This window comes from Cupriavidus sp. NPDC089707, assembly GCF_044748965.1.
Taxonomy (GTDB): Bacteria; Pseudomonadota; Gammaproteobacteria; order Burkholderiales; family Burkholderiaceae; genus Cupriavidus.
Genome location: NZ_JBIVHB010000002.1, coordinates 290,140 through 314,347, shown reverse-complemented (window position 1 = coordinate 314,347; position 24,208 = coordinate 290,140). Strand labels below are relative to the sequence as shown.

General features: G+C 67.1%; 22 protein-coding genes. 13 read left to right on the top strand and 9 right to left on the bottom strand.

Annotated features, from left to right (window positions below):
• Positions 1 to 35: 35 nt before the first annotated feature.
• From ACIP1U_RS04785 to ACIP1U_RS04770, 4 genes are all read left to right on the top strand, one after another.
• The gene (locus tag ACIP1U_RS04785; protein ID WP_400312341.1) at positions 36 to 422 is read left to right on the top strand and encodes a hypothetical protein; all 387 of its coding nucleotides are present in this window, start codon (positions 36 to 38) and stop codon (positions 420 to 422) included.
• Between the two features lie 64 nt (positions 423 to 486).
• On the top strand, positions 487 to 1,317 hold the full coding sequence (locus ACIP1U_RS04780; protein WP_400312339.1) for a formate dehydrogenase accessory sulfurtransferase FdhD: 831 nt from the start codon (positions 487 to 489) through the stop codon (positions 1,315 to 1,317).
• Between the two features lie 117 nt (positions 1,318 to 1,434).
• On the top strand, positions 1,435 to 2,001 hold the full coding sequence (gene dcd, locus ACIP1U_RS04775) for a dCTP deaminase (protein WP_029046089.1): 567 nt from the start codon (positions 1,435 to 1,437) through the stop codon (positions 1,999 to 2,001).
• A 160-nt stretch (positions 2,002 to 2,161) separates the two neighbouring features.
• Positions 2,162 to 4,432: an Orn/Lys/Arg decarboxylase N-terminal domain-containing protein gene (locus tag ACIP1U_RS04770; protein ID WP_400312337.1), complete on the top strand. Its 2,271-nt coding sequence runs from the start codon at positions 2,162 to 2,164 to the stop codon at positions 4,430 to 4,432.
• 280 nt (positions 4,433 to 4,712) lie between these two features.
• Here ACIP1U_RS04770 and ACIP1U_RS04765 read toward each other — a convergent pair whose 3' ends face one another.
• The 3 genes from ACIP1U_RS04765 to ACIP1U_RS04755 form a co-directional block, all read right to left on the bottom strand.
• Positions 4,713 to 5,129: a type II toxin-antitoxin system VapC family toxin gene (locus tag ACIP1U_RS04765; RefSeq protein WP_400312335.1), complete on the bottom strand. Its 417-nt coding sequence runs from the start codon at positions 5,127 to 5,129 to the stop codon at positions 4,713 to 4,715.
• Entirely contained in the window at positions 5,116 to 5,352 is a 237-nt protein-coding gene (locus tag ACIP1U_RS04760; protein ID WP_342912456.1) for a FitA-like ribbon-helix-helix domain-containing protein, read from the bottom strand. Before ACIP1U_RS04760 ends, ACIP1U_RS04765 begins: the two co-directional genes overlap by 14 nt.
• 256 nt (positions 5,353 to 5,608) lie before the next feature.
• Positions 5,609 to 6,304 carry a glutathione S-transferase family protein gene (locus ACIP1U_RS04755; RefSeq protein ID WP_400312333.1) on the bottom strand — a complete coding sequence of 232 codons (696 nt, stop codon included), beginning with the start codon at positions 6,302 to 6,304 and terminating at the stop codon, positions 5,609 to 5,611.
• Positions 6,305 to 6,428: 124 nt separating this feature from the next.
• Here ACIP1U_RS04755 and ACIP1U_RS04750 point away from each other — a divergent pair, with 124 nt between their 5' ends.
• Positions 6,429 to 7,343: a LysR substrate-binding domain-containing protein gene (locus tag ACIP1U_RS04750; protein WP_400312331.1), complete on the top strand. Its 915-nt coding sequence runs from the start codon at positions 6,429 to 6,431 to the stop codon at positions 7,341 to 7,343.
• A gap of 56 nt (positions 7,344 to 7,399) precedes the next feature.
• On the opposite strand, the gene ACIP1U_RS04745 is transcribed toward ACIP1U_RS04750, so the two are convergent.
• From ACIP1U_RS04745 to ACIP1U_RS04725, 5 genes are all read right to left on the bottom strand, one after another.
• Positions 7,400 to 9,109, bottom strand: a complete 1,710-nt coding sequence (locus ACIP1U_RS04745) for a TRAP transporter large permease subunit (protein WP_400312329.1) — start codon at positions 9,107 to 9,109, stop codon at positions 7,400 to 7,402.
• Positions 9,110 to 9,121: 12 nt separating this feature from the next.
• Entirely contained in the window at positions 9,122 to 9,721 is a 600-nt protein-coding gene (locus ACIP1U_RS04740) for a TRAP transporter small permease subunit (protein WP_342912452.1), read from the bottom strand.
• A gap of 303 nt (positions 9,722 to 10,024) precedes the next feature.
• Complete coding sequence (gene argH, locus ACIP1U_RS04735; protein WP_400312327.1) at positions 10,025 to 11,443, bottom strand: argininosuccinate lyase; 1,419 nt, start codon at positions 11,441 to 11,443, stop codon at positions 10,025 to 10,027.
• 132 nt (positions 11,444 to 11,575) lie between these two features.
• Positions 11,576 to 12,340: an anti-sigma factor domain-containing protein gene (locus ACIP1U_RS04730; RefSeq protein ID WP_400312325.1), complete on the bottom strand. Its 765-nt coding sequence runs from the start codon at positions 12,338 to 12,340 to the stop codon at positions 11,576 to 11,578.
• Positions 12,337 to 12,936 carry a sigma-70 family RNA polymerase sigma factor gene (locus ACIP1U_RS04725; RefSeq protein ID WP_400312323.1) on the bottom strand — a complete coding sequence of 200 codons (600 nt, stop codon included), beginning with the start codon at positions 12,934 to 12,936 and terminating at the stop codon, positions 12,337 to 12,339. The genes ACIP1U_RS04730 and ACIP1U_RS04725 overlap by 4 nt, the downstream gene beginning before the upstream one ends.
• A gap of 143 nt (positions 12,937 to 13,079) precedes the next feature.
• Here ACIP1U_RS04725 and ACIP1U_RS04720 point away from each other — a divergent pair, with 143 nt between their 5' ends.
• Positions 13,080 to 13,691, top strand: coding sequence for a ferritin-like domain-containing protein (locus tag ACIP1U_RS04720; RefSeq protein ID WP_400312322.1), 612 nt, complete (start codon positions 13,080 to 13,082; stop codon positions 13,689 to 13,691).
• Positions 13,692 to 13,927: 236 nt separating this feature from the next.
• Here the strand turns inward: ACIP1U_RS04720 and ppc are convergent, their stop codons facing one another.
• On the bottom strand, positions 13,928 to 17,041 hold the full coding sequence (ppc, locus tag ACIP1U_RS04715) for a phosphoenolpyruvate carboxylase (protein WP_400312320.1): 3,114 nt from the start codon (positions 17,039 to 17,041) through the stop codon (positions 13,928 to 13,930).
• Positions 17,042 to 17,108: 67 nt separating this feature from the next.
• On the opposite strand from ppc, the gene hemC reads away from it, so the two are divergent.
• The 7 genes from hemC (at position 17,109) to pyrR (ending at position 24,170) form a co-directional block, all read left to right on the top strand.
• Positions 17,109 to 18,128 carry a hydroxymethylbilane synthase gene (gene hemC / locus ACIP1U_RS04710; protein WP_400312318.1) on the top strand — a complete coding sequence of 340 codons (1,020 nt, stop codon included), beginning with the start codon at positions 17,109 to 17,111 and terminating at the stop codon, positions 18,126 to 18,128.
• 9 nt (positions 18,129 to 18,137) lie between these two features.
• The gene (gene hemDX / locus ACIP1U_RS04705; RefSeq protein WP_400312316.1) at positions 18,138 to 20,336 is read left to right on the top strand and encodes a fused uroporphyrinogen-III synthase HemD/membrane protein HemX; all 2,199 of its coding nucleotides are present in this window, start codon (positions 18,138 to 18,140) and stop codon (positions 20,334 to 20,336) included.
• Between the two features lie 4 nt (positions 20,337 to 20,340).
• Positions 20,341 to 21,531, top strand: a complete 1,191-nt coding sequence (locus ACIP1U_RS04700) for a heme biosynthesis protein HemY (RefSeq protein WP_400312314.1) — start codon at positions 20,341 to 20,343, stop codon at positions 21,529 to 21,531.
• A gap of 285 nt (positions 21,532 to 21,816) precedes the next feature.
• Positions 21,817 to 22,524 (top strand): 16S rRNA pseudouridine(516) synthase, encoded by a 708-nt coding sequence (locus tag ACIP1U_RS04695; RefSeq protein ID WP_400312313.1) that lies wholly within the window; start codon positions 21,817 to 21,819, stop codon positions 22,522 to 22,524.
• A gap of 122 nt (positions 22,525 to 22,646) precedes the next feature.
• The gene (locus ACIP1U_RS04690; RefSeq protein ID WP_400312311.1) at positions 22,647 to 23,219 is read left to right on the top strand and encodes a YqgE/AlgH family protein; all 573 of its coding nucleotides are present in this window, start codon (positions 22,647 to 22,649) and stop codon (positions 23,217 to 23,219) included.
• Complete coding sequence (ruvX, locus tag ACIP1U_RS04685) at positions 23,212 to 23,637, top strand: Holliday junction resolvase RuvX (RefSeq protein WP_342912441.1); 426 nt, start codon at positions 23,212 to 23,214, stop codon at positions 23,635 to 23,637. The genes ACIP1U_RS04690 and ruvX overlap by 8 nt, the downstream gene beginning before the upstream one ends.
• A complete protein-coding gene (gene pyrR, locus ACIP1U_RS04680) occupies positions 23,634 to 24,170 on the top strand; it encodes a bifunctional pyr operon transcriptional regulator/uracil phosphoribosyltransferase PyrR (protein ID WP_400312309.1) in 537 nt (178 codons plus the stop codon). Before ruvX ends, pyrR begins: the two co-directional genes overlap by 4 nt.
• Positions 24,171 to 24,208 lie beyond the last annotated feature (38 nt).

Below are 24,208 nucleotides of genomic sequence, written 5' to 3'. Positions count from 1 at the left end.
GGGCAGGACACCCAACACTTCGGGAAGCATCGACCATGACACGCACCCTGACGCTGATCGCCCTGGCCGCCGGCGCCACCCTGAGCGCCGGCGCGCTGGCCAAGCTGCCGCCGCCCAGCGAAGCCCAGCAAGCCAAGGCCGCCGAGACCAAGGCCCGCGCCGCCTGGTCGGACAAGGTCGCTGCCTTCCAGTTGTGCCGCGCGCAGGACAAGATCGCGACACGCTACTACGCCGAACGCCAGGCACAGGGCAAGGACGCGCGCGCGGCGGCGCAGACCGCGCCATGTGCCGATCCGGGACCATTCGTTGCGCCCGTTTCGGCGGCGCCCCCAGCAGTGCCGGTGCCCGCGGTTGCGAGCACCGGTCCCGATGCCAGACCGGTTGCGCCCGGCACGGTACAATCTCCCGCAAAGGCACCGTAACCGCAGCCCCGATGCTCGCCTGAACGGCACGGGGCACCTTCCAGCAGCCCTTGGCCTTTCTGTCATGACCCTGCGTCCCGAGCTTACCCAGGCAGCCGTTCCGCTGATCGAAGAGGTCGAAGTCGTCGACGAGCAGGGACGCGTGCGCGCGGCCTACCTGCCGGGCGAGCGCCCGCTGACGGTCTACCTGGACAAGCGCGAGCTGGTCACGCTGATGACGCTGGGCGGCGCGCCCGAGCACCTCGTGCTGGGTTACCTGCGCAACCAGCGGCTGATCGAATCGATCGAGGACATCGCCGCGGTGCAGGTCGACTGGGAAACCGAATCCGCCGCCGTCACCACCCGCACCGGCGTTGACCGCATCGAGGAGCGCACCGCGCGCCGCGTGGTGACCACCGGCTGTGGACAGGGCACGGTGTTCGGCTCGCTGCTGGACGAGGTCGACAATATCCGCCTGCCGGTGGACGCCATGCTCGACCAGGACACCCTGTACGGCATCATCGACACCATCCGGTTGCAGCAGTCGGTCTACAAGCAGGCTGGCTCGGTCCACGGCTGCGCGCTGTTCAAGGGGACCGAAATGTTGATGTTTGTCGAGGACGTCGGCCGCCACAACGCGGTCGACGCCATTGCCGGGCGCATGTGGCTGGAGGGCATGACCGGCACCGACAAAATCTTCTACACCACTGGCCGCCTGACCTCGGAAATGGTCATCAAGGGCGCGCAGATGGGCATCCCTTTCCTGCTGTCGCGCTCGGGCGTGACACAGATGGGGTATCAGATGGCCAAACGGGTCAACCTGACGTTGTTCGCGCGCTGCACCGGCAAGCATTTCCTGCTCTACACGGGGCGCGAACGATTCCGTCACCGGATTCCCGAAGACGCAGTCGCTTGATTGTGTATTAAGCGCCACTTGTCGCCGGGCGGCGGATGCGGTGTTGTCTCAACGGAACGCGGGCGGAATGGTTGTACAATGCGGCGCACTCCGAGCCAGTGTGTCTACCTCCCAACTATGAGCATCAAATCCGACAAATGGATCCGCCGCATGGCGGAGCAGCACGGCATGATCGAGCCGTTCGAGCCAGGCCAGGTCCGGGAGGCCGACGGGCGCAAGATCGTGTCGTACGGCACCTCGAGCTACGGCTACGACATCCGTTGCGCCGACGAATTCAAGATCTTCACCAATATCAACAGCACCATCGTCGACCCGAAGAACTTCGACGAGAAGTCCTTCGTGGACTTCAAGGGTGATGTCTGCATCATTCCCCCGAATTCCTTCGCGCTGGCGCGGACGATGGAGTATTTCCGCATCCCGCGCAGCGTGCTGACCATCTGCCTCGGCAAGAGCACTTATGCGCGCTGCGGCATCATCGTCAACGTGACTCCGTTCGAGCCGGAATGGGAAGGTTATGTGACGCTGGAGTTCTCCAACACCACGCCGCTGCCCGCCAAGATCTACGCCGGCGAAGGCTGTGCCCAGGTGCTGTTCTTCGAGAGCGACGAAGTCTGCGAGACCTCGTACGCCGACCGGGGCGGCAAGTACCAGGGCCAGCACGGTGTCACACTGCCGAAGACCTGATCGCATTACAATGCCGGCGTTTGCCGGAACGGCCGCTCCGCGATGACCGCGCGGGGGCGCCCAGACCTGACGTGAGAGCCACATGTCGCCGTCGCAGGGGAACCCCTGCCGGCCATGTGGCTCAAGTCCTTTATGTCCTGCTTTCCATCAAGGATGCCCGATGAAATTCCGCTTCCCCGTCATCATCATTGACGAAGACTTCCGCTCCGAGAACATCTCAGGCTCGGGCATCCGCGCGCTGGCCGAGGCGATCGAGAAAGAGGGCATGGAGGTCATGGGGCTGACCAGCTACGGTGACCTGACGTCGTTTGCGCAGCAGTCCAGCCGCGCGTCGACCTTTATCGTGTCGATCGATGACGATGAGTTCGTGCGCGACGACGACCAGCCCGAAGTCGCCGCGATCGAGAAGCTGCGCGCGTTCGTTGCCGAAGTGCGCCGCCGCAACTCGGACCTGCCGATCTTCCTGTACGGCGAAACCCGCACCTCGCGCCATATCCCCAACGATATCCTGCGCGAGCTGCACGGCTTCATCCATATGTTCGAGGACACGCCGGAGTTCGTGGCGCGCCATATCATCCGCGAGGCGAAGGTCTACCTGGACACGCTGGCGCCGCCGTTCTTCAAGGCGCTGATCGACTACGCGCAGGACAGCTCGTATTCGTGGCACTGCCCCGGCCACTCTGGCGGCGTGGCATTCCTGAAGAGCCCGGTGGGCCAGGTGTTCCACCAGTTCTTCGGCGAGAACATGTTGCGTGCCGACGTCTGCAACGCGGTGGATGAACTTGGCCAGCTGCTCGACCACACCGGCCCGGTGGCCGCGTCCGAGCGCAATGCCGCGCGCATCTTCAACTCGGACCACATGTACTTCGTCACCAACGGCACCTCGACGTCGAACAAGATGGTGTGGCACGCCAACGTGGCGCCGGGCGACATCGTGGTGGTGGACCGCAACTGCCACAAGTCGATCCTGCACGCGATCATGATGACGGGCGCGATTCCCGTGTTCCTGATGCCGACGCGCAACCACTACGGCATCATCGGCCCGATCCCGAAGAGCGAATTCGATCCGGAAACGATCAAGCGCAAGATTGCTGCGCACCCGTTCGCCAGCAAGGCCAAGAACCAGAAGCCGCGCATCCTGACGATCACGCAGGGCACCTACGACGGCGTGCTGTACAACGCCGAGCAGATCAAGGAAATGCTGGCCGCGGAAATCGACACGCTGCATTTCGACGAAGCCTGGCTGCCGCACGCGGCGTTCCACGACTTCTATCGCAACATGCATGCGATCGGTCGCGATCGCCCGCGCAGCAAGGACGCGCTGGTGTTTGCCACGCAGTCCACGCACAAGCTGCTGGCCGGCCTGTCGCAGGCCTCGCAGATCCTTGTGCAGGACTCCGAGACGCGCAAGCTGGACCGCTACCGCTTCAACGAGGCGTACCTGATGCACACCTCGACCAGCCCGCAGTACTCGATCATCGCCTCGTGCGATGTGGCCGCGGCGATGATGGAAGCACCGGGCGGCACCGCGCTGGTGGAAGAGAGCATCCAGGAGGCAATGGACTTCCGCCGCGCCATGCGCAAGGTCGAGGGCGACTACGATGCCGGCCACAACGGCGACTGGTGGTTCAAGGTGTGGGGCCCGGAAGCACTGATCGAAGACGGCATCGGCGACCGTGAAGAGTGGATGCTCAAGGCCAACGAGCGCTGGCACGGCTTCGGCGACCTGGCGGATGGCTTCAACCTGCTCGACCCGATCAAGGCCACCCTCATTACCCCGGGCCTGGACGTGGATGGCGAGTTCAGCGAGCGCGGCATCCCGGCGGCGATCGTCACCAAATACCTGGCCGAGCACGGCATCATCATCGAGAAGACGGGCCTGTACTCGTTCTTCATCATGTTCACCATCGGCATCACCAAGGGCCGCTGGAACTCGCTGGTGACCGAACTGCAGCAGTTCAAGGACGACTACGACCAGAACCAGCCGCTGTGGCGCGTGCTGCCGGAATTTGTCGGCAAGTATCCGCAGTACGAGCGCATGGGCTTGCGTGACCTGTGCGATGCGATCCACAGCGTGTACAAGGCCAACGACGTGGCGCGCGTGACCACCGAGATGTACCTGTCGGACATGGAACCGGCGATGAAGCCGTCGGATGCGTGGGCAATGATGGCGCACCGCGAAATCGAGCGCGTGCCGGTCGACGACCTCGAAGGCCGCGTCACCGCGATCCTGCTGACGCCGTACCCGCCGGGCATCCCGCTGCTGATCCCGGGCGAGCGCTTTAACCGCACCATCGTGCAGTACCTGAAGTTCGCACGCGAGTTCAACAAGCTGTTCCCGGGCTTCGAGACCGACATCCACGGGCTGGTGGAGGACGAGGTGGACGGCAAGAAGGCTTACTTCGTGGACTGCGTGAAGCAGGTAGTCTGAGCTGTAAGCGAATCCGGCACTGGAAGGAGCCCCGCGCATGCGGGGCTTGAGGATGCTGACAAAGTCAAAGCTGCGAGTGTTGTCTCCCCTCTCCCATTTATGGGAGAGAGGAGGGGGAGAGGGCCGGAGTCTCCACGAAGTGAGGCGCTACGGTGCTTGCCATGCGCCTGCCCTCTCCCCCAACCCCTCTCCCGCAAGCGGGAGAGGGGAGCAAACAAGCTGGCACGCCAGCTTTGTCAGCAATCTGGAGCCCCGCGTATGCGGGGCTTTTTCTATCTAGTCAGCCGAACGGATTCAACAACTCCACCCCCGTCCCGCTGAAATCCTCCACATTCCGCGTGACAATCGTCAGATCGTGGATCAGCGCCGTTGCGGCAATAAACTTGTCCAGCGCATGCTCCGGACGCGGCACGCGTAGCCGCCCCCATATCTGGGCGACATCGGCATCGACGGGCAATACTTGCCGGCCGAAATCCTGCAGCACGGCCGTCAGCCATTGCTCCAGCGCCTCGGCCTGCGCCGTGTCGCCGCGATGGCGGATCAGCGCAATGCCGCGCCGCAACTCCCCCACGGTCAGCGCGGACAGGAAGAGCGCCGAACCATCGCGCGCCGCCTGCCGGAAGAACGCGCGCACGCCGGGATTGGCGCGTTCGCGCTTGCGCGCCTCGCTGATGACATTGGTATCAATCAAATACACGCGGCGCCTCGCCAGAATCCTGACCGCGTTGGAAATCGGCATCCTCGCCGACGTCCGGCATGCTGGCCAGCACTTCGGCAAAACTGCGCCTTCGCGTGCCGCCCAGTGCCAGCGCCAGGATGGCCCTGTGCTCGGCCTCGGCGCTGCGGCCATTGGCGGCGGCCTGCTCGCGCAGGCGCTGGACCAGGGATTCATCGATGCCACGAACGAGCAGGGTTGCCATCTTGCGCTCCTCACAATCGGATGCTCGGATGCTAGCATTGATAGCGTCGTGCCGCTCACGTATATGCGCTGGTACGTGCAATTTGTGGCGCGACCTCGCGGCAGGAGGGGCAGGAGGAAAGGGCAGTGGCGTGACGGCATGCATGGCGCGGCTCCGTGAGTTGGCAATAAGAGGCGCCCAGTGTGCGCCGCGCCCGGATGCCGGTCGATGAGGCGATTCGCATTTGCCCGCGCCACGCCACTGCCGAGCGCACCCGTCAGCGCTGTCCCATCGCTTCCGCCAGCGTCACGTGTCCCATGAAGCCGCCATTGCTGTGCGCGGCCTCCTGGCGCTCGATCGCGTGCGCGAAGCGCACCGCCGGATCGGCTTCGAGCTTGTCGAACAGACGCTGCAGGCCGGGATAGTCCTTGCGATCAAGCACCTTGTGGTAGCGGGTCCAGCGAGCGATACCGATGAAGTACGCATCTGCCAGCGTGCGTTGCTCGCCCAGCAGCCAGGGCTTGTCACCCAGCATGGCCTCCAGTTCGGCATGCACGTTGCGCACTTCGGCCGCGCCATAGCGGGTCAAGGCCTCCAGGTCGGCACCCTCTGCGCCATGCTCCAGCGCATACCAGAGCGGGGCGAAGGCACCGAAGAAGCTGGTGTTGAGGTAGGCCAGCATCTGGTTGAGCCTGTCGAAATCGCGCGTACCCTGGGCAAAGCCGAGGCCACGCCCGATGCCGCGCGCACCGATGTGGTTCAGGATGGCCAGGCTTTCGCTGATGGCGTTGCCTTGCGCGTCCATCAGCGTGGGTGTCTCGCCGACCGGGTTGATGCGGCGATAGGCGTCGCCGGTGACTTCTTCGGGCATGCCGATGCGGCACAGCCGATACGGTTCGCCCAGCCATTCGAGCGCGACGATGGAGCCGAACGAGCAGCCGGAAGGAACGCCGTAGAAGAGGGTGGGATGCATCTTGTTCTCCAGGATCAGGTTTCTGGCCCGCCAGCCGGGCACAGGAGAAATGTAATGCTGTGGACTTTGGCTGAGTAGTGGGCAAGAATCCGACATATCGTCCACACTTGTAGACTTTGCGCCGATGCTGAATCTCAACGACCTGCGCTTCTTCGTTGCCGCCGTGGCCAACGGCGGTTTTGCCGCCGCGGGACGGGCGCTCGGCGTGCCCAAGTCCACCGTCAGCAAGCGGGTGGCCGAGCTGGAGCAGGCGCTGCAGGCGCGGCTGGTCTACCGCAGTTCGCGCAGCTTCACGCTGACCGATGCCGGCCGCGATTTTCATGAACACGCGCGCGCGGCACTGATCGAGGCGGAGGCGGCGCAGGAGGCGGTGCAGCGACGCGTGGCTGAGCCCAGCGGCACGGTGCGGATCACGGCTTCGGTGCCGACCGCGCAGCTATACCTGGCGGCGCACCTGCCGGCGCTGGCAAGCGCCTACCCGCGCCTGCACGTGCAGCTGGAGGTATCGGACCGCATGGTCGACCTAGTGCAGGAAGGCTTCGACATCGCCGTACGCAGCCATTTCGCGCCGCTGCCCGACTCCGGCCTGGTACAGCGTGCGCTGGCGGTCGAAGCCATCGTGCTGGTTGCCTCGCCGGACTACCTGGCAGCACGCGGCGTGCCGGCCTTGCCTGAGCAACTGGCAGAGCACGATGGACTGCTGACCGGCGCTGCAGCCGGAACGTGGCGCCTCAACGGCCCGGACGGTGCGCACCGGGAGGTCACGCCGCGGGCACGCATGACCGTGAACGAATCCATGGTGCTGCTGGGCGCTGCCACGGGCGGGCTCGGGATTGTGCCGCTGCCCGAGCAGACGTGCCGCGCGGCGCTGGCGGCCGGCCAGCTGGTTCGCGTGCTGCCCGGCTGGAGCGCGGGCAGCGTGACGACGACGCTGCTGATGCCTGCGCGCCGTGGGCAGTTGCCTGGCGTGAGGGCTACGGTGGAGTTCCTGGTGCAATGCCTGCAGTCCAAAGCAGCAGCGGCAGCGGCAGCGAAATGAAACACGTAAAAAAAGCCCCGCATCGCTGCGGGGCTCGATTCATCGGCCGTTGCTTATCACTTCTTCTCGAACTCGAATTGCGGTCCGGCCGGTTCGCTCTCGGCTGCCGGCTGGCTTGGCAACTCAAGCGTGCCGCTCTCGGCAGGCCCGGATGCCGGTGCCTGCAGGGAGGGCGTCTGCGGCTTGGCACTGCTGCCCTCCATGTCGATCGACAGGTCGCGTGTAATGCTGCGGTCCTGCGCCTTGTGCCCGCCCGTGCTGACCAGGCCTGGGAAGACGATGATCAGCGCCACCATCACCAGCTGGATAACCACGAACGGGACTGCTCCCCAGTAGATGTCCGAAGTCTTCACATCACGCGGCGCCACCGAGCGAAGGTAGAACAGCGAGAAGCCGAATGGCGGGTGCATGAACGAGGTTTGCATGTTCACCGCCAGCAGCACGCCGAACCAGATCAGGTCGATGCCCAGCTTGTCGGCCACCGGGCCCACGAGCGGCACCAGGATGAAGGCCAGCTCGAAGAAGTCCAGGAAGAACGCCAGCAGGAAGAACAATACGTTCACTGCGACCAGGAAGCCGGTCTGGCCGCCAGGCAGGGCGGTCAGCAGGTGCTCCACCCAGATATGACCGTCCACGCCGTAGAAGGTCAGCGAGAACACGCGAGCGCCGATCAGGATGAAGATCACGAAGGCCGACAGCTTCATCGTCGCTTCCATTGCCTGCTTGGTCAGCTTCAGGTCCAGGCGGCGCTTGATCAGCGCCAGCACCAGCGCGCCCAGTGCCCCCATGCCGCCGCCTTCGGTGGGCGTGGCCACGCCGACAAAGATCGTGCCCAGCACCAGGAAGATCAGCGCCAGCGGCGGGATCAGTACGAACGTGACCTTCTCCGCCATCTGCGACAGCAGGTTCAGCTTGAGCAGCCGGTTGACCATAGCAAGCACAAAGGCGAACAGGATGGCTGCGCCCACCGAGATCACCAGGCGCTCGTCCAGCGGCGCCTCCGGCTTGTACATCTTGTCCACTGCCACGCCCACCGCGATCGCGAGCGCGGTCAGCACCAGCACCGAGGTTGAACCGCTCTTTCCGCTGGCTTCGCGGAAGGTGCGCGCCTCGAGCGGCAGGGCCGGGGCCGCGGCCGGCTTGATCAGCGTGACCAGCAGGACGTAGCCCATGTACAGGCCGGTCAGCACCAGGCCCGGCACGAAGGCGCCCTTGTACATGTCACCCACCGAGCGGCCCAGCTGGTCGGCGAGCACGATCAGCACCAGCGACGGCGGGATGATCTGCGCCAGCGTGCCCGAGGCGGCGATCACGCCCGATGCCAGCCGCTTGTCGTACTTGTACTTGAGCATCAGCGGCAGCGAGATCAAACCCATCGAAATCACCGAGGCTGCCACCACGCCGGTGGTCGCCGCCAGCAGCGCGCCGACGAAGATCACCGCATAGGCCAGGCCGCCGCGGATCGGGCCGAACAGCTGGCCGATGGTGTCGAGCAGGTCTTCGGCCATCCCGGAGCGCTCGAGTATCAGGCCCATGAAGGTGAAGAACGGGATCGCCAGCAGCGTGTCGTTCTCCATGATGCCGAACAGCCGGCTGGGCAGGGCCTGCAGCAGTTCGGGCGGCAGCATGCCCAGCTCGATGCCGATAAAGGCGAACAGCAGGCCGTTGGCGGCCAGCGCGAACGCGATCGGGAAGCCCGACAGCAGAAATACGACCAGCGAAGCGAACATGATCGGGGCCATGTTCGCGATCAGGAATTGCGTCATCGTGCGCGCCCCTTATTGTTTTCCGGACGGGCCGGGCTGGTTGGCCTCCGCGATCGCGGCGATCTCCAGCGCGGGGTCGACGGCGTGCTTGCGGAATGCCGAGAATGGCAGTTCGCCCTTCAGGTAGGCAAAGCGCTTGATCAGCTCGGAAAGGCCCTGCAGGATCATCATCAGGAAGCCCGCGACGATCAGGAACTTGGCGGGCCAGCGGATCAGCCCGCCGGCATTGCCGGACATCTCATGACCGGCATATGACAACCAGAAGTAGGGGATCGCCAGCCAGAGGATGATCGCGGAGATCGGCAGCAGGAAGAACAGGATGCCGAAGATATCGATCCAGACCTGGGTGCGTTCGGAAAAGCGCCCGGCAATCACGTCGATGCGCACATGCTCGTCGCGCCGCAAGGTAAAGGGCGCGCCCAGCAGGAATACGGCGGCGAACATATACCACTGCAGTTCGAGCCAGGCGTTGGAGCTGATGCTGAAGGTGTAGCGAATGATGGCGTTGCCCGCGCAGACCAGCACGGCCAGCAGGATCAGCCATTTCGCCCACTGCCCGATGAAATCGTTCACGGCATCGATAAGCCGTGAGATTCTCATGAGGAAAGACATGTGATCGTCCTAGGATGTGGGGGATACAGGGTGGCGCGTTAGTCTACGGCCTCGCCCCCGTGGCATCTTTAGGGTGAATCCCCAGTGCGTCACATATGCAGGCGTTGCTGCACTGAATTCGCGGTAATGGCGTGGATTTTTGGTCAGATTCGGTATTTTTATGCGCAACCACGTGCCCGGCGCCGCTGCACCTTCGTGTAATTCACAACAGATGGCGGTACGTTGAGCGCACCGAATAAAACAACGGGAGCCCCGTGGCTCCCGTCTTTCCGGACTGGCTAACCCGCGAAGGGGTTGACCGGATCAGCCGTTGAGCGCCTGGCGTGCCGCCGCGATGGCAGCGCGCACCTGGTCCGGCGCGGTGCCGCCGATATGGCTGCGCGCGGCGACCGAGCCTTCCAGCGTCAGCACGGCATGCACATCGTCGCCGATCAGCGCGGCCTTGTCGCCCAGGCCCGACACCTCGCGCAGCTCGGCCACGCTCAGGTCGGCCAGGTCGCACTGGCGGCTGTCGCAGGCACGGACAGCGTGGGCCACGGCTTCGTGGGCATCGCGGAAGGGCAGGCCCTTCTTGACCAGGTAGTCGGCCAGGTCGGTGGCGGTGGCGTAGCCCTGCAGCGCGGCGGCGCGCATCGCTTCCGGCTTGACGGTGATGCCCGGCACCATGTCGGCGAAGATGCGCAGCGTGTCCACGACGGTGTCGACCGTGTCGAACAGCGGCTCCTTGTCTTCCTGGTTGTCCTTGTTGTACGCCAGCGGCTGGCCCTTCATCAGGGTCAGCAGGCCGATGAGGTGGCCGTTGACGCGGCCGGTCTTGCCGCGCGCCAGCTCGGGCACGTCGGGGTTCTTCTTCTGCGGCATGATCGAGCTGCCGGTGCAGAAGCGGTCGGCGATGTCGATAAAGCCCACGCGCGGGCTCATCCACAGCACCAGTTCTTCCGAGAAGCGCGACACGTGCGTCATCACCAGCGCGGCGGCGGCGCAGAATTCGATGGCGAAATCGCGGTCCGACACGGCATCCAGCGAATTGCGGCAAACGCCGTCAAAGCCCAGCTGCTGCGCCACGAACTCGCGGTCGATCGGATAGCTGGTGCCGGCCAGCGCGGCGGCGCCCAGCGGCAGGCGGTTGACGCGCTTGCGGCAGTCGGCCATGCGCTCGGCATCGCGGGTGAACATTTCCACGTAGGCCAGCAGGTGGTGGCCGAAGGTGACCGGCTGCGCGACCTGCAGGTGGGTGAAGCCCGGCAGGATGGTGTCGGCGTTCTGGTCGGCCAGGTCCAGCAGCGAAGTGCGCAGCGCGCCGAGCAGGGCAATGATGTTGTCGATCTCGCTGCGCAGCCACAGGCGGATGTCGGTCGCGACCTGGTCATTGCGCGAGCGGCCGGTGTGCAGGCGCTTGCCGGCATCGCCGACCAGCGCGGTCAGGCGCGCCTCGATATTCAGGTGGACGTCTTCCAGGTCCAGCTTCCATTCGAAGTTGCCGGCCTCGATCTCGCCCTTGATCTGGGCCATGCCGCGCTCGATCTCGGCGCGGTCTGCCTCGGCGATGATGCCCTGCTTCGCCAGCATGGCCGCGTGGGCCAGCGAACCCTGGATGTCGAACAGGGCCAGGCGCTTGTCGAAGAACACCGAGGCGGTGTAGCGCTTCACCAGGTCGGACATCGGTTCGGAGAAGCGGGCGGACCAGGCTTCGCCTTTCTTGGCAAGTTGGGAGGTGGACATGGACGTCGGCTGCAGTGGTTCGCCGCGGGCGGCCGGCGCATGAGCGTCGGCGGGCGCAAGCGAATTGGAGAATTTGGGAAAAGGGCGATTATATCGTCCGCCGGGGGCATGGCGGCGCCGTGCGGGCGCCCGTTACAGCGGGTTGTGGAGTACAGGCCCCTTGAACACTACCGGGCCGCTCGGCCCGTCGGCATTGGGGGAGCCGCCGGTCGGCTCGATGCTGACCGCCAGGGCCGGCACCGCGGAGGGGGGCTCGGCCATCGCCAGGCGGGCCTGCGGCGCCCGGCCGATCACGCCGAGCGAGCGCGGCTTGCCGTCGGCCGGCAGGGCCCACAGCTGCAGCACCTGCCGTTCGCTCAGTTTCAGGTGATCCAGGCGCCGCACGATCAGGCTGCGTGCGCTCGCGTCCCACGACACCAGCATGGCGGGCTGGGCGTGGTCGTCGTTGAGCACGGCGATGACCGCGGCCGGCGCGGCCTCGCGCTGCTGCCCAACCTGCATGCCGATCCCGATCGACAGCACCGTCACCACGGCCATTGCCGCCGCCGCGCCGCGCCAGTACACCGGGGTCGACCACAGGCGCTGCCACCAGCCGGCCGCCGGTTCTTCAGCGGGCTTGGCGGACATAGCGGGCCGAGCAGGCTGGGCAGCCTCAACGGGCGGCTTCCAGCCCAGCCGGGTTTCGATGCCGCACCAGACCTTGTCGACTGGCTCCGCCGTCGCCTGCAACTCGGACACGCCGGCCAGCCGGTCCTGCCAGCGCAGGATGGCGGCGTGCACCGCCGGCTCTTCGCGCGCGAGGTGTTCCATGCGCCGGCGGGCACCGCCGCGCAGCACGCCCAGCGCGTACTGGGCGGCGAGGCGGTCGAGCAGCTCGGGATGGGCGGCCAGCTTCATGTCGCCGCCTCCATGCAGTGGCGCAGCCGCTCCAGGCCGCGGCGCACCCAGGACTTGACCGTGCCCAGCGGCACGCGCAGCCGCGCCGACAGTTCGGCATGGCTCAGGTCCTGCAGGTACGCCAGCACGATGGCCTGTCGCTGCGCCTGCTCCAGCCGTTGCAGGCAGCGGTTCAGCGCGCGCGCCTGCTGGCTGGCATCGGCCAGTTCGGCGGGGCCGGCGGCGTCGTCGGCAAGCCACTCGCCCAGGTCTTCGTCCAGCTCGACAGTTTGCGCAACGCGCGCGGCGGCGGCACGGCGCAGGCTGTCGAGCGCCCGGTTGCGCACGATCGCGGTCATCCAGGTCATCGGTGCGGCCAGGTGCGGCCGGTAGTCGCCGGCGTGGTGCCAGATGCTGACAAAGCTCTCCTGCACGACATCCTCCGCCCAATCGCGCCTCCCAGTAATACGCAGTGCGAGGCCAAACAGTTTCGTCGCCGTGAGGTCATAGAGGCCGCGCAGCGCCTGGCGGTCGCCCACGGCGACGGCCTGCAGCAGTGCCCCCAGCCGATCGGGACTGGCAGGCGCGGAATAGGACGGCTGGGGGGAGGACGGCACCGGGACAGGTCCTTGCAAGGGAGCTTTGCCGGATTATAGGTAGCGCCGCATCCAAACGCGCGGCGCGTGCGTAGAAGTGACAGGCGCAAGCCAGGCACCCCGGCCACGGGGTGCCACGTTGTCATCCCTCACAGGAGAACACCATGGACCGCATGTCACAGAAACCCACGCACGAGGCCGGAACCATCGTCACGCTGCCGGATGCCCGCCGGCGGGGCTTGCTCAAGGCGCCGGGCCTGTTCGCGCTCGGCTCGCTGGCAGTCATCACGCTCGGCGAGTCGATGCCGGCGTGGGCGCAGACGCAGTCGGGCAGCACCAAGGACGACATCAATATCCTGAATACCGCGCTGGGGCTGGAATACCAGGCGATCGCCGCTTACCAGGTCGGCGCCGAAAGCGGGCTGCTGCAGAAGCCGGTGCTGGCCACCGCGGTGAAGTTCCAGGACCACCACAAGGCCCATGCGCAGGTGCTGGCCGGGACGGTGTCGAAGCTGGGTGGCATGCCGGTGATGGCGAAGAAAGCGTCGGAATACAAGTTCCCGACCGAGAGCCTGAAGAACCAGGCCGATGTGCTGCGCTTTGCCGCGGGGCTGGAGAAGGGCGCGACCGCCGCCTACCTGGGTGTGCTGCCGAACTTCCACAACCGCGAGCTGACCCGCACCGCCGGCAGCATCCTCGGGGACGAGGCAATGCACTGGGCGGTCCTGCTGCACGCGCTGGGTGAGGATCCGGTGCCGGGGGCGTTTGTCGGCTGAGGCGTTGGGATCGGCTGAATCGGCTGAAACTTGCCGAATGTTGGCTCCCCTCTCCCGCTTGCGGGAGAGGGGCGGGGGAGAGGGCAGGCGGTGGCAGGACCGCAGGGATTCAAAGTCTCCGCGCGAGCCGGCAGTGGCGATCCGGGCGGTGTCATGCTGGCAAGCGCCTGCCCTCTCCCCCGGCCCCCCTCCCATAAATGGGCGAGGGGAGCCAACCGGCGGTCCCGCGATTGCCGTCACCCGGTATTGCGCAGCCCCGCCGCCACCCCATTGATAGTCAGGTGGATCCCCCGCCGGACACGGATATCATCCCCGTCCTTGCCGGCCCGGTAGCGCTTCAGCAACTCCACCTGCAAGTGGTTCAGCGGATCCAGGTAGGCAAACCGGTTCTTGATCGAGCGCGCCAGCAGCGGGTTGTCCGCCAGCCGGTCCTGGTGCCCGGTGATCAGCGCGAGCATCTCGCTGGTCAGGTGCCATTCCTTGCTGATGCGGTTGAACACGTTGCGGCGCAGCGCCGCGTCATCGCACAGCTGCGCATAGCGCGAAGCCACCGCCAGGTCGGTCTTGGCCAGCACCATGTCCATGTTGGACAGCAGCGTGGAGAAGAACGGCCAGGTCTTGACCATGCGGCGCAGCACGGTGACGGCGGACTTGCGGGCCTTGTCGTCCGGCGCGCGGTCCAGCAGCGCCTTTACCGCGCTGCCAAAGCCGTACCAGCCCGGCAGCAACAGCCGGCACTGTCCCCACGAGAAGCCCCACGGGATCGCCCGCAGGTCTTCGATGCGGCGGTGCTTCTTGTCCATCAGCTTGCGCGAGGCCGGGCGCGAACCCAGGTTCAGGTCGGCGATCTCGGTGATCGGCGTGGTGGCGAAGAAGTAGTCCTTGAAGCCCGGGGTCTCGTAGACCAGGTCGCGGTAGGCCGAGAAGGCGCGGTCCGACAACTGCTGCATCACCGCCTCGAACATGTCGAGGTCCTTGGGCGCGTTCTGCTGCGGCAGCAGCGACGCTTCCAGCGTGGCCGCGACCACGGTCTCCAGGTTGCGCCGGCCGATTTCGGCATTGGCGAACTTGCTGTTGATGATCTCGCCCTGCTCGGTCAGGCGGATCTGGCCGTTGACCGTGCCCGGCGGCTGCGACAGGATGGCGTCGTAGGTCGGGCCGCCGCCGCGGCCGACGGTGCCGCCGCGGCCGTGGAACAGGCGCAGCTTGACCTTGCGCTCTTCAAAGAGCTGAACCAGCGCCAGCTCGGCCTTGTACAGCTCCCAGGTGGAGGTCAGGAAGCCGCCGTCCTTGTTGGAGTCCGAATAGCCGAGCATCACTTCCTGCTCGATGCCATGGTGCGCGATCACCGAATCGAAGCCCGGCAGGTCCAGCAGCGACTGCATGATGCCGGCGGCGTTGCGCAAGTCCTCGATGGTCTCGAACAGCGGGATCACCATCAGTTCCATGCGCGCCGGGTCGGTCTTGCTGCCCAGCGTGCCCTGCAGCATGCCGGATTCTTTTTGCAGCAGCATGACCTCGACCAGGTCCGACAGCGTCTCGGTGTGCGAGATGATGTAGTTGCGCGCGATGCGCTTGCCGTAGCGCTTGCGCAGTTCGCGCGCGGCGGCAAAGATCGCCAGCTCCTTGCGGGTCTGCTCGGAGTACTCATGCCACGGCAGCGTCAGCAGGCGCGGCTGGCGCAACTCGGCCAGCAGCAGCTCCAGCTTGCGCTGCTCGGGCAGGGCGGCGTAGTCGGCGGCGATGCCGGCGGCGGCGAACAGTTCGGCGATGACGGCTTCGTGCACGTCCGACACCTGGCGCATGTCGACCGACGCCAGATGGAAACCGAACACGCCGATGGCACGCGCCAGCGCGTCGATGCGGGCGCCTGCCAGCGCCTGGCCGTGGTTTTCGCGCAGCGAGTCGATCACCACCTGCACGTCGGCGGCGAAGGCTTCGGCGCTGTCATACGGCTCGGCCGGCGCCACCGGACGGCGCGGCGCGGCGTGGCCGGTCAGCGTCTTGCAGGTGGCGGCCAGGCGCGCGTAGATGCCGATCAGCGCGCGGCGATAGGGCTCGTCGGCGCGGTGCTCGGAAATATCGGGCGAGCGTTCGGCCAGCGCCAGCAACTCAGGGCTGGCATCGACCATCAGCGTCGACATCGACAACTCGGCGCCCAGCGCGTGGACTTCATCCAGGTACCAGTCCAGGATCATCTGGGCCTGCTGGCTGGAGGCATGCTCCAGGGTCTCGGCGGTCACGTTGGGATTGCCGTCGCGGTCCCCACCGATCCACGAGCCCATCTGCAGGAACGGCGCCAGCGGTGCCGGCTGGTTACCCGCGGTGCCTGGGGTGCCCTTGCGCTTGCGCGTGGCCGGGAACACTGCCGCGATGTCTTCTTCCAGCTCCGTCATCAGCTGCGGGATGCCGCGCAGGAAGCAGGTGCGGTAGTAAGACAGCGCGTTGTCGATCTCGTCGCCCACCGTCAGGCGCGCGTCGCGCAGCATGCGGGTCTGCCACAGCGTGGTGACCTTGGCGCGCAGCTGGGCGGTGTTGTGCTCGCGCTCGCGCGCGGTTGTCGGCAGGTCGCGCTCGGCCAGCAGGCGGGCGATCTCGCGCTCGGCGTCCAGGATGCTCTTGCGCTGGACTTCGGTCGGGTGCGCGGTCAGCACCGGCACGATCAGCGCCTCGTCCAGGAACTTGCGCAGCTGCTTGCCGGTGACGCCGGCGGCGTCGATCTTTTCCAGCGCATGCTGCAGGCTGCCGGCCTGCGGCGGCGAGCCGGCCAGCGCATGCACGCGACGGCGACGGTTGTGGTGCTGGTCCTCGGCGATATTGGCCAGGTGGGAGAAATAGCTGAACGCGCGCACCACCTGGTTGGTCTGGTCGCGCGACAGGCGCTTGAGCAGGCGGTCCAGCTCGGTGCCGGCGGCACGGTCGTTCTCGCGCCGGAAGCGCACTGCCGTCTGGCGGATGGTCTCGACCACCTCGAAGGCGGCGTCGCCTTCCTGCTCGCGCAGGCAATCGCCGAGCAGGCGGCCCAGGAAGCGGATGTCCTCGCGCAGCGGCAGGTCTTTGTCGGGGGTGCGGCGGCCGGGGGCGGCCGCGATGGTGGTTCCGTTGCTCGACACGATGGAAAGCTGGGGTTTGGCGACGCGCTTGGCGGTGCGCGGGGTGGCGCCGCTGGTACCTTCGGTGCCGCTGCGGCGGGCCGCGCGGGTCGCGCGGGTAGGTTCGGCGGCGGATGCGCCCTTTGCTTCACCCGAACCGGCGGCCCGATCCTTCGCGGCCGAAGCGCCGGCGGATGTGCCCGAAGCGCCCGAAGTGGCGGTCTTGCGGCCAGTGGGGCGCGCAGCGTGCTGCGTCATGCAATCTCCTCGTCTGCTTATCTGATATGGTGCGGAGCGGCTATTGGGTCGCGTGCTACCATTTAGGATGCAAGCATCCGCAACCCCGTCTTCCTCTACCGCTGTCGTGTCTAGCAACCTTCCGCAAAAGCTCGTCATTGCCTCCCGCGAGAGCCGTCTGGCCATGTGGCAGGCTGAACATGTGCGTGCTGCATTGCAACAATACTATCCCGCGTGCGACGTGTCCATTCTGGGCATGACCACGCGCGGAGACCAGATTCTAGACCGTACGCTGTCCAAAGTCGGCGGCAAGGGTCTGTTTGTCAAAGAACTGGAGTTCGCGATGGACGAAGGCCGGGCGGACCTGGCGGTGCATTCGCTCAAGGATGTGCCGATGGAGCTGCCCCCCGGCTTCACGCTGACTGCGGTGATGGAGCGCGAGGATGCGCGCGATGCGCTGGTCTCGAACCGCTTCGCCTCGCTCGACGAGATGCCGCCCGGCACCGTGGTCGGCACCTCCAGCCTGCGCCGCGAGGCCTTGCTGCGCACCCGCTACCCGCACCTGGTGGTCAAGCCACTGCGCGGTAACCTCGACACGCGGCTCGGCAAGCTCGACCGTGGCGAATATGGCGCCATCATCCTGGCCGCCGCGGGGCTCAAGCGCCTGGGCTTGCATGACCGCATCCGCGCGGTGATCCCCGTTGAATCGTCGCTGCCTGCTGCCGGGCAGGGCGCGCTTGGCATCGAGATCCCTGCCAACCGCCCCGAGCTGGCCGCATGGCTGGCACCGCTCAATCACCAGCCGACGCTGCTGGCTGTGACCGCGGAACGCGCCGTGGCACGCATGCTGGGCGGTTCATGCCAGGTGCCGCTGGCCGCCCACGCCTGCTGGGAGGGCGATCAGCTCAAACTTGACGCCTTTGTCGGGATGCCCGACGGCACGCGCGGCCTGCGCGCCGCAGCCGCGGGCCCGGCCGCCGATCTGGCCGCCGCCGAGGCGCTCGGCCAGGCTTGCGCGCGCGACCTGCTGGCGCAAGGGGCCGAAGCGATTCTTGCCGCGCTCGACGATCAGGCAGCCGGCTCGCCCGGCACGCAAGCACCCGCCTGAGGCTGCCCGATGCCCCGCCCGACTGTCGTTGTCACACGACCCGCCGGGCAGTCCCGGCAACTGACCGAGGCGCTGCAGGCAGCGGGTCTCGACGTGCTCAGCTTTCCGCTGCTGGCCATTGGCCCGGCCGCCGACGACGCGCCGCTGCGCGCGGCGCTGGCGCGGCTCGATCAATTTGCGCTGGTGGTCTTTGTCAGTCCCAACGCCATTGCTTATGCGCTGGATGCGCTGGCCGGCGTGCAGGGTGCCGCCACGGCGCAATGGCCCGCGCAGGTGCCAGCCGCCGTGGTTGGTCCGGCCAGCGTGGCGGCGCTGGCCGAGCGTGGCATCGCGCCGCCCACCTGCAGGGTGATCGCGCCGGCTGGCGCCGCCACGAACGGGCAGGGTGCCGATGACGCGGGCGACAATGGCAATCACAGTCTCAACCACCACTCGAACCACGACTCGAACCACGACGCCGATGGCCCGCGCTTCGATTCCGAGGCATTGTGGGCCCAGCTCGATTCCGCCACGCTCGCCGGCAAACCAGTCCTGATCGTCCGCGGCAACGGCGGCCGCGACTGGCTCGGCGACCGCCTGCGCGAAGTCGGTGCCCGGGTCGAGGCCGTCGAGGCCTACCGGCGCACGCTGCCCGAGCCCGGGGCGATGCAATGGCAGGCCGTGCGCGACAGCCTGCAGGCCGGCGCGCCGCCCCATGTCTGGCTGCTGACCAGCTCCGAGGCCGTGCGTAACCTCGACACGCTCGCGCGTCAACATCTTTCACCGCAGGAAAATGCCGGCCTGCGGCAGGTGCAGTGCATCGCGCCGCATGCGAGAATCGCCGAACAAGCGCTGGCACTGGGCTTCAGCCACATCCTGCGCGCCGCGCCGGGCGATGCCGGCCTGCTCGCGGCGTGCCTGCAATGGGCCGATGCCCACGCCGGTCCGGTGCCGGCCCCGGTGCCCGCTGTGCCTGAAGCTCCCGGTGCGTCCGGTGCATCCGGCCGCGCCAGTGCGACAACAGACACCGGCCAGGCGCGCGCCGAGGCACCGGCGCCCGCGCCGGCTGTCGCAGTCCCCGCAACGTCAACGAAGGTCGAACGCGTGACGCAAGAAACCACGTCCTCCTCCGCTACGCCGCCGCCCTCGGCGGCCTCCGCGCCCGCTCCGGGCCCCGGCGCGCCCGCTTCGTCCGCCGGCCACCCTGCCGCCGCGCGCAGGCCCGCGGGGCTGTGGGCCCTGGTGGCCGTGCTGGTGGTCGCCACCGCCGGCGGCTTCTGGTGGCTGCAGCAGCGCGTGGACCACCTGACCGGCGAACTGGCCCGGCGCCAGCAAAGCAACGATGCGCTGGTGCAGGAGTCGCGCGTGCTGACGCGCAATGCGCAGGACACCGTCAAGGAACTGCAGGCCAAGGTCGGCGCGCTCGAGAACCAGGTCGGCGAGACCCGCGACAAGCAGGTGGCGCTGGAACAGGTCTACCAGGACCTGATGCGCAACCGCGACGACTGGGAAATCGCTGAGATCCAGCAACTGCTGACCAACGCCGGCCAGCAGTTGCAGCTGACCGGCAACGTGCAGGTCGCGCTGGCCGCGCTGCAGAGTGCCGACGCGCGCCTGGCACGCGCGGACAAGCCGCAGTACAACCTGCTGCGCCGTGCCATCGCCCGCGACATCGCGCGCATGAAGGCCGTGCCCGACACCGACCTGACCGGCGCCGCGATCAAGCTGGACGAAGCCATCAACCAGGTCGACGCGCTGCCGCTGCTGTCCAGCGAACGCATGCTCGAACGCACCGAGGCCGATGCCCGCAAGGACGTCGCGGCGGGCAAGGGCGGCGCCAGCGCCCCGGCGGCGGCCGCTGCCACCAACGGCTGGTTCTCCCGCCTGTGGACCTACCTGCGCGATGAAATGGCCCAGGTCGTCCGCATCCGCAAGGTCGACGATGCCGAGGCGCTGCTGCTGTCCGGCGACCAGGGCTGGTTCCTGCGCGAGAACGTCAAGCTGCGCCTGCTCAATGCGCGGCTGGCGCTGCTGTCGCGCAACGAGCCGGTATTCCGCAATGATCTGGCCGCCGCGCAGGCGATGATCGGGCGCTACTTCGACACCAAGTCGCGCCGCGTGCAGGGCGTGCTGACCCTGCTCAGGCAGGCACAGGCAGGCGCGGTGACGGTGCAGTTGCCGACCATGTCCGAGAGCCTGGGCGCGCTGCACGCCCTGAAGAAGGAGTAAGCCCATGCGCCTTCTGTTCTGGGTTGCAGTCCTGTTCGGCGGCGCCGTCGGGCTGGCGCTGTTCACGCAGTTCAACCACAGCAATGTGGTGCTGTTCTATCCGCCATACCGCGTCGAGCTGTCGCTGAACCTGGCGCTGGCCTTGCTGCTGCTGTTGTTCTTCGTGGTCTGGACGGTGATGTCCACCATCCGCCATCTGTCCGACATGCCGCGCCGCGCTGCCGCCTACCGCGAGCGCAGCCGCATGAACAAGGCCCAGGCGGCGCTGCGCGAGTCGATCGAAAACCTGTTCGCCGGCCGCTTTGCCCGCGCCGAGCGCTGCGCGCGCGAGGCCCAGTCCTGGGGAGACCAGGCCCAGACCGCCGCGCTGATCGGGGCGCGCGCCGCGCACCGCATGCAGGAAACCGACCGGCGCGATGCCTGGATGTCGCAGGTCACCGATCCCGAGCGCGAGCAGGCCCGGCTGGTGTCGATGGCCGAGCTGCTGGTCGATGCCCGCGACGCAGACGGCGCGCTGGAAACCATCGCCCAGCTGCAGGCGCAGGGCGCGCGCCAGATCCACGTGCAGCGCATTGCGCTGCGCGCGCACCAGCACCTGAAAAACTGGTCCGAAGTGCTGCGCCTGGCACGCTCGCTGGAGAAGCGCAACGCGCTGCATCCGGTGCTGGCGCTGCGGCTCAAGCAGATGGCGGTCGAGGCCATGCTCGACGAGCGCCGCCACGATGCCGACGCCCTCGGCGAATTCTGGCGCTCGCTGTCCGCCGACGAGCGCCGCGCCACGCGCATCGCCGAACCCGCCGCGCGCTACTTTGCCGCGCTGGGCCGTCAGAACGAAGCCCGCCGCATCGTCGAGGACGCGCTCAAGGTCAACTGGGACAGCCGCCTGGTGCTGCGCTATGCCGACTGCGCGGTGCCCGGCCACGCGCTGCCGCAGATCCAGCAGGCCGAGAAATGGCTGGCCGAGCATCCGGCCGATGCCGACCTCTACTACACGCTGGGCGTGCTGTGCCTGGGCGAGAAGCTGTGGGGCAAGGCCCAGTCCAGTTTCGAGCGCGCGCTGAAGTATGCGGATATCGACCAGCAGCGCCGCCTGCGCGTGCGCACGCACCTGGCGCTGGCGCGGCTGTTCGAGGAAACCGAGCGTTTCGAGGAGGCGCAGCGGCACTATCGCGAAAGCGCGATGCTGGCGGCGTGAGGGCTTCAGCCCGCGCGAGTTTTGCCAATTGTTTTCAGCCGGGCGGACCCTCCGATAGCGTTCGCGAATGCTGTCGTCCCTGGCAAACGCTCCCCTCTCCCGCGCGCGGGAGAGGGGTGGGGGAGAGGGCCGGAGTCTCCACGAAGTGAGGCGCTTCAGTGCTGCCGCCGCCGGCCCTCTCCCCCGGCCCCTCTCCCGCAGGCGGGAGAGGGGAGCAAACCGGCAGCAATTGGATATGGCCTCTCACGGCACGCGTACCACCATCCATTACTACCACCGAACCCCATGACACTCGACCGCATTCTCCAATCCCAGGGCTTCGGCACCCGCCGCTACTGCGGCGACCTGGTCGCCGCCGGGCTGGTCGAAGTCAGCGGCGAACTTTGCGACGACCCGCGCGCCCAGTTCGAGGTGGATGGCCTGCGCCTGACCGTCGACGGCGAGGCATGGATCGCCTGCACCAAGGCCTACCTGATGCTGAACAAGCCTGCCGGGTATGAGTGCTCGCAGCGCCCGCGCCACCACCCCAGCGTCTACAACCTGCTGCCAGTCCCGCTGCGCCAGCGCGACGTCCAGGCCGTGGGCCGGCTCGACCACGACACCACCGGCCTGCTGTTGCTGACCGATGACGGCCATTTCATCCACGCCCAGACCTCGCCCAAGCGCAAGGTGCCCAAGGTCTATGAAGTGACGACTGCGGAGCCGGTCACGCCGGAACAGGCGCAGGCACTGGTTACCGGCGTGCAGTTGCTGGACGAACCGGCGCCGATCGCCGCAGAAGCCTGCGAGATCACCGGCGAACACAGCCTGCGCCTGACCCTGCTGCAGGGCAAGTACCATCAGGTCAAGCGCATGGTGGCCGCGGCTGGCAACCACGTCAGCGCCCTGCACCGCAGCGCGCTCGGCAGCCTGCAGCTGGACCCGGAGCTGGCTGAAGGGGAATGGCGCTGGCTGACGGCGGACGAGCTCGCGGCGCTGACCCGCAAGGCATGAACAAAGGCCGTATCATCGGCCGGTAACTCCCGGCAAGCGGCTCGCGCGGGCGCCCATTGCTGCACTGCAACGCCCGCCAATCTTTTCCGGAAGACCCCCGGCGATTTGATAAAATGCAAGGCATGGCGAAGCCCGAAGCACCCATCAATCTGACCAATCAGTTCCTGATTGCCATGCCTGGCATGGCCGATCCGACCTTTTCGGGTTCCGTCGTCTATATGTGCGAACACAATGAGCGTGGCGCGCTCGGGCTGGTGATCAACCGGCCTATCGACATCGATATGGCCACGCTGTTCGACAAGATCGACCTCAAGCTTGAAATCCAGCCAGTGGCGCAACAGCCGGTCTACTTCGGCGGCCCGGTGCAGACCGAGCGTGGCTTCGTACTGCACGACCCGGTCGGCGTCTACGTCTCGTCGCTGGCGGTGCCGGGCGGACTGGAAATGACCACCTCCAAGGATGTGCTGGAGGCCGTGGCCAATGGCAGCGGCCCGCATCGCTTCCTGCTGACGCTGGGCTATTCCGGCTGGGGTGCCGGCCAGCTGGAAGAAGAACTCAGCCGCAACGGCTGGCTGACGGTACAGGCCGATCCCGAGATCATCTTCAGCGTGCCGCCCGAAGGGCGCTTTGCCGCGGCCATCGGCCTGCTGGGCGTCGACGTCAACATGCTGTCGGGCGAGGCCGGGCATGCCTGACGCCGTGGGGCGCGAACTGCCCCGCGACGGCACGGTCCTGGCATTCGACTACGGCGAGAAAAAGATCGGCGTTGCCCTGGGCAATTTCATTACGCGTGAGGCGCGCGCGCTGACCATCCTTCCCAATATCACCGTTGAAGGCCGCTTCGAGGCCGTTGGAGCACTGATCCACGAGTGGAATCCGGTGCAGCTGATCGTTGGCATGCCGGTCAACCCGGATGGCGACGAGCAGCCGATGATGCGGCTCGCGCGGCGCTTCGGCAACCAGCTCAACGGCCGCTTCAACCTGCCGGTGGAATGGGTGGACGAGCGCTACTCCTCGCGCGCCGCCTCGATGGCCGGCGCTCGCCGCGGCGAACTCGATGCGGAAGCCGCGCGCATCATCCTGCAACAGTACTTCGACCAATTCCCGCTATGACGCAGATTTCCGCACCCGACGCCGAGGCGCTGTACCGCAAGCTGCTCAACCAGGCCCGCGCCCTGATCCCCGACGCCGAGCGTGAGCGCTGGTCGGTGGCAGGCATCCATTCCGGCGGCGCGTGGATCGCCGCGCGCCTGGCCAAGGACCTGAACCTGCCCGAGCATGGCGTGATCAACGTCGCCTTCCATCGCGACGACTACGCCAAGAAGGGCCTGCACAGCCAGGCCCAGTCGACCACGCTGCCGTTCGCCGTGGAAGACCGCAACATCCTGCTGATCGACGACGTGCTGGCCACCGGCCGCACCATCCGCGCCGCCGTCAACGAACTGTTCGACTACGGCCGTCCGGCGCGCGTGGCGCTGGGCGTGCTGGCCGACCGCGGCGGACGCCAGCTGCCGATCGCCGCAGACCTGGTGGCCGCCGAACTCGAACTGCCGCGCGGCACGACGCTGGTGCTGTCGCGCCAGGGCGAGGGCGCCGACGCGCGCTTCACCTTCGCCACCGAACCTACCGACACCGTCGCCGGCTAAGCCGGCGTTGCTGCCAGGCGCCGAAATTCACTATAGCG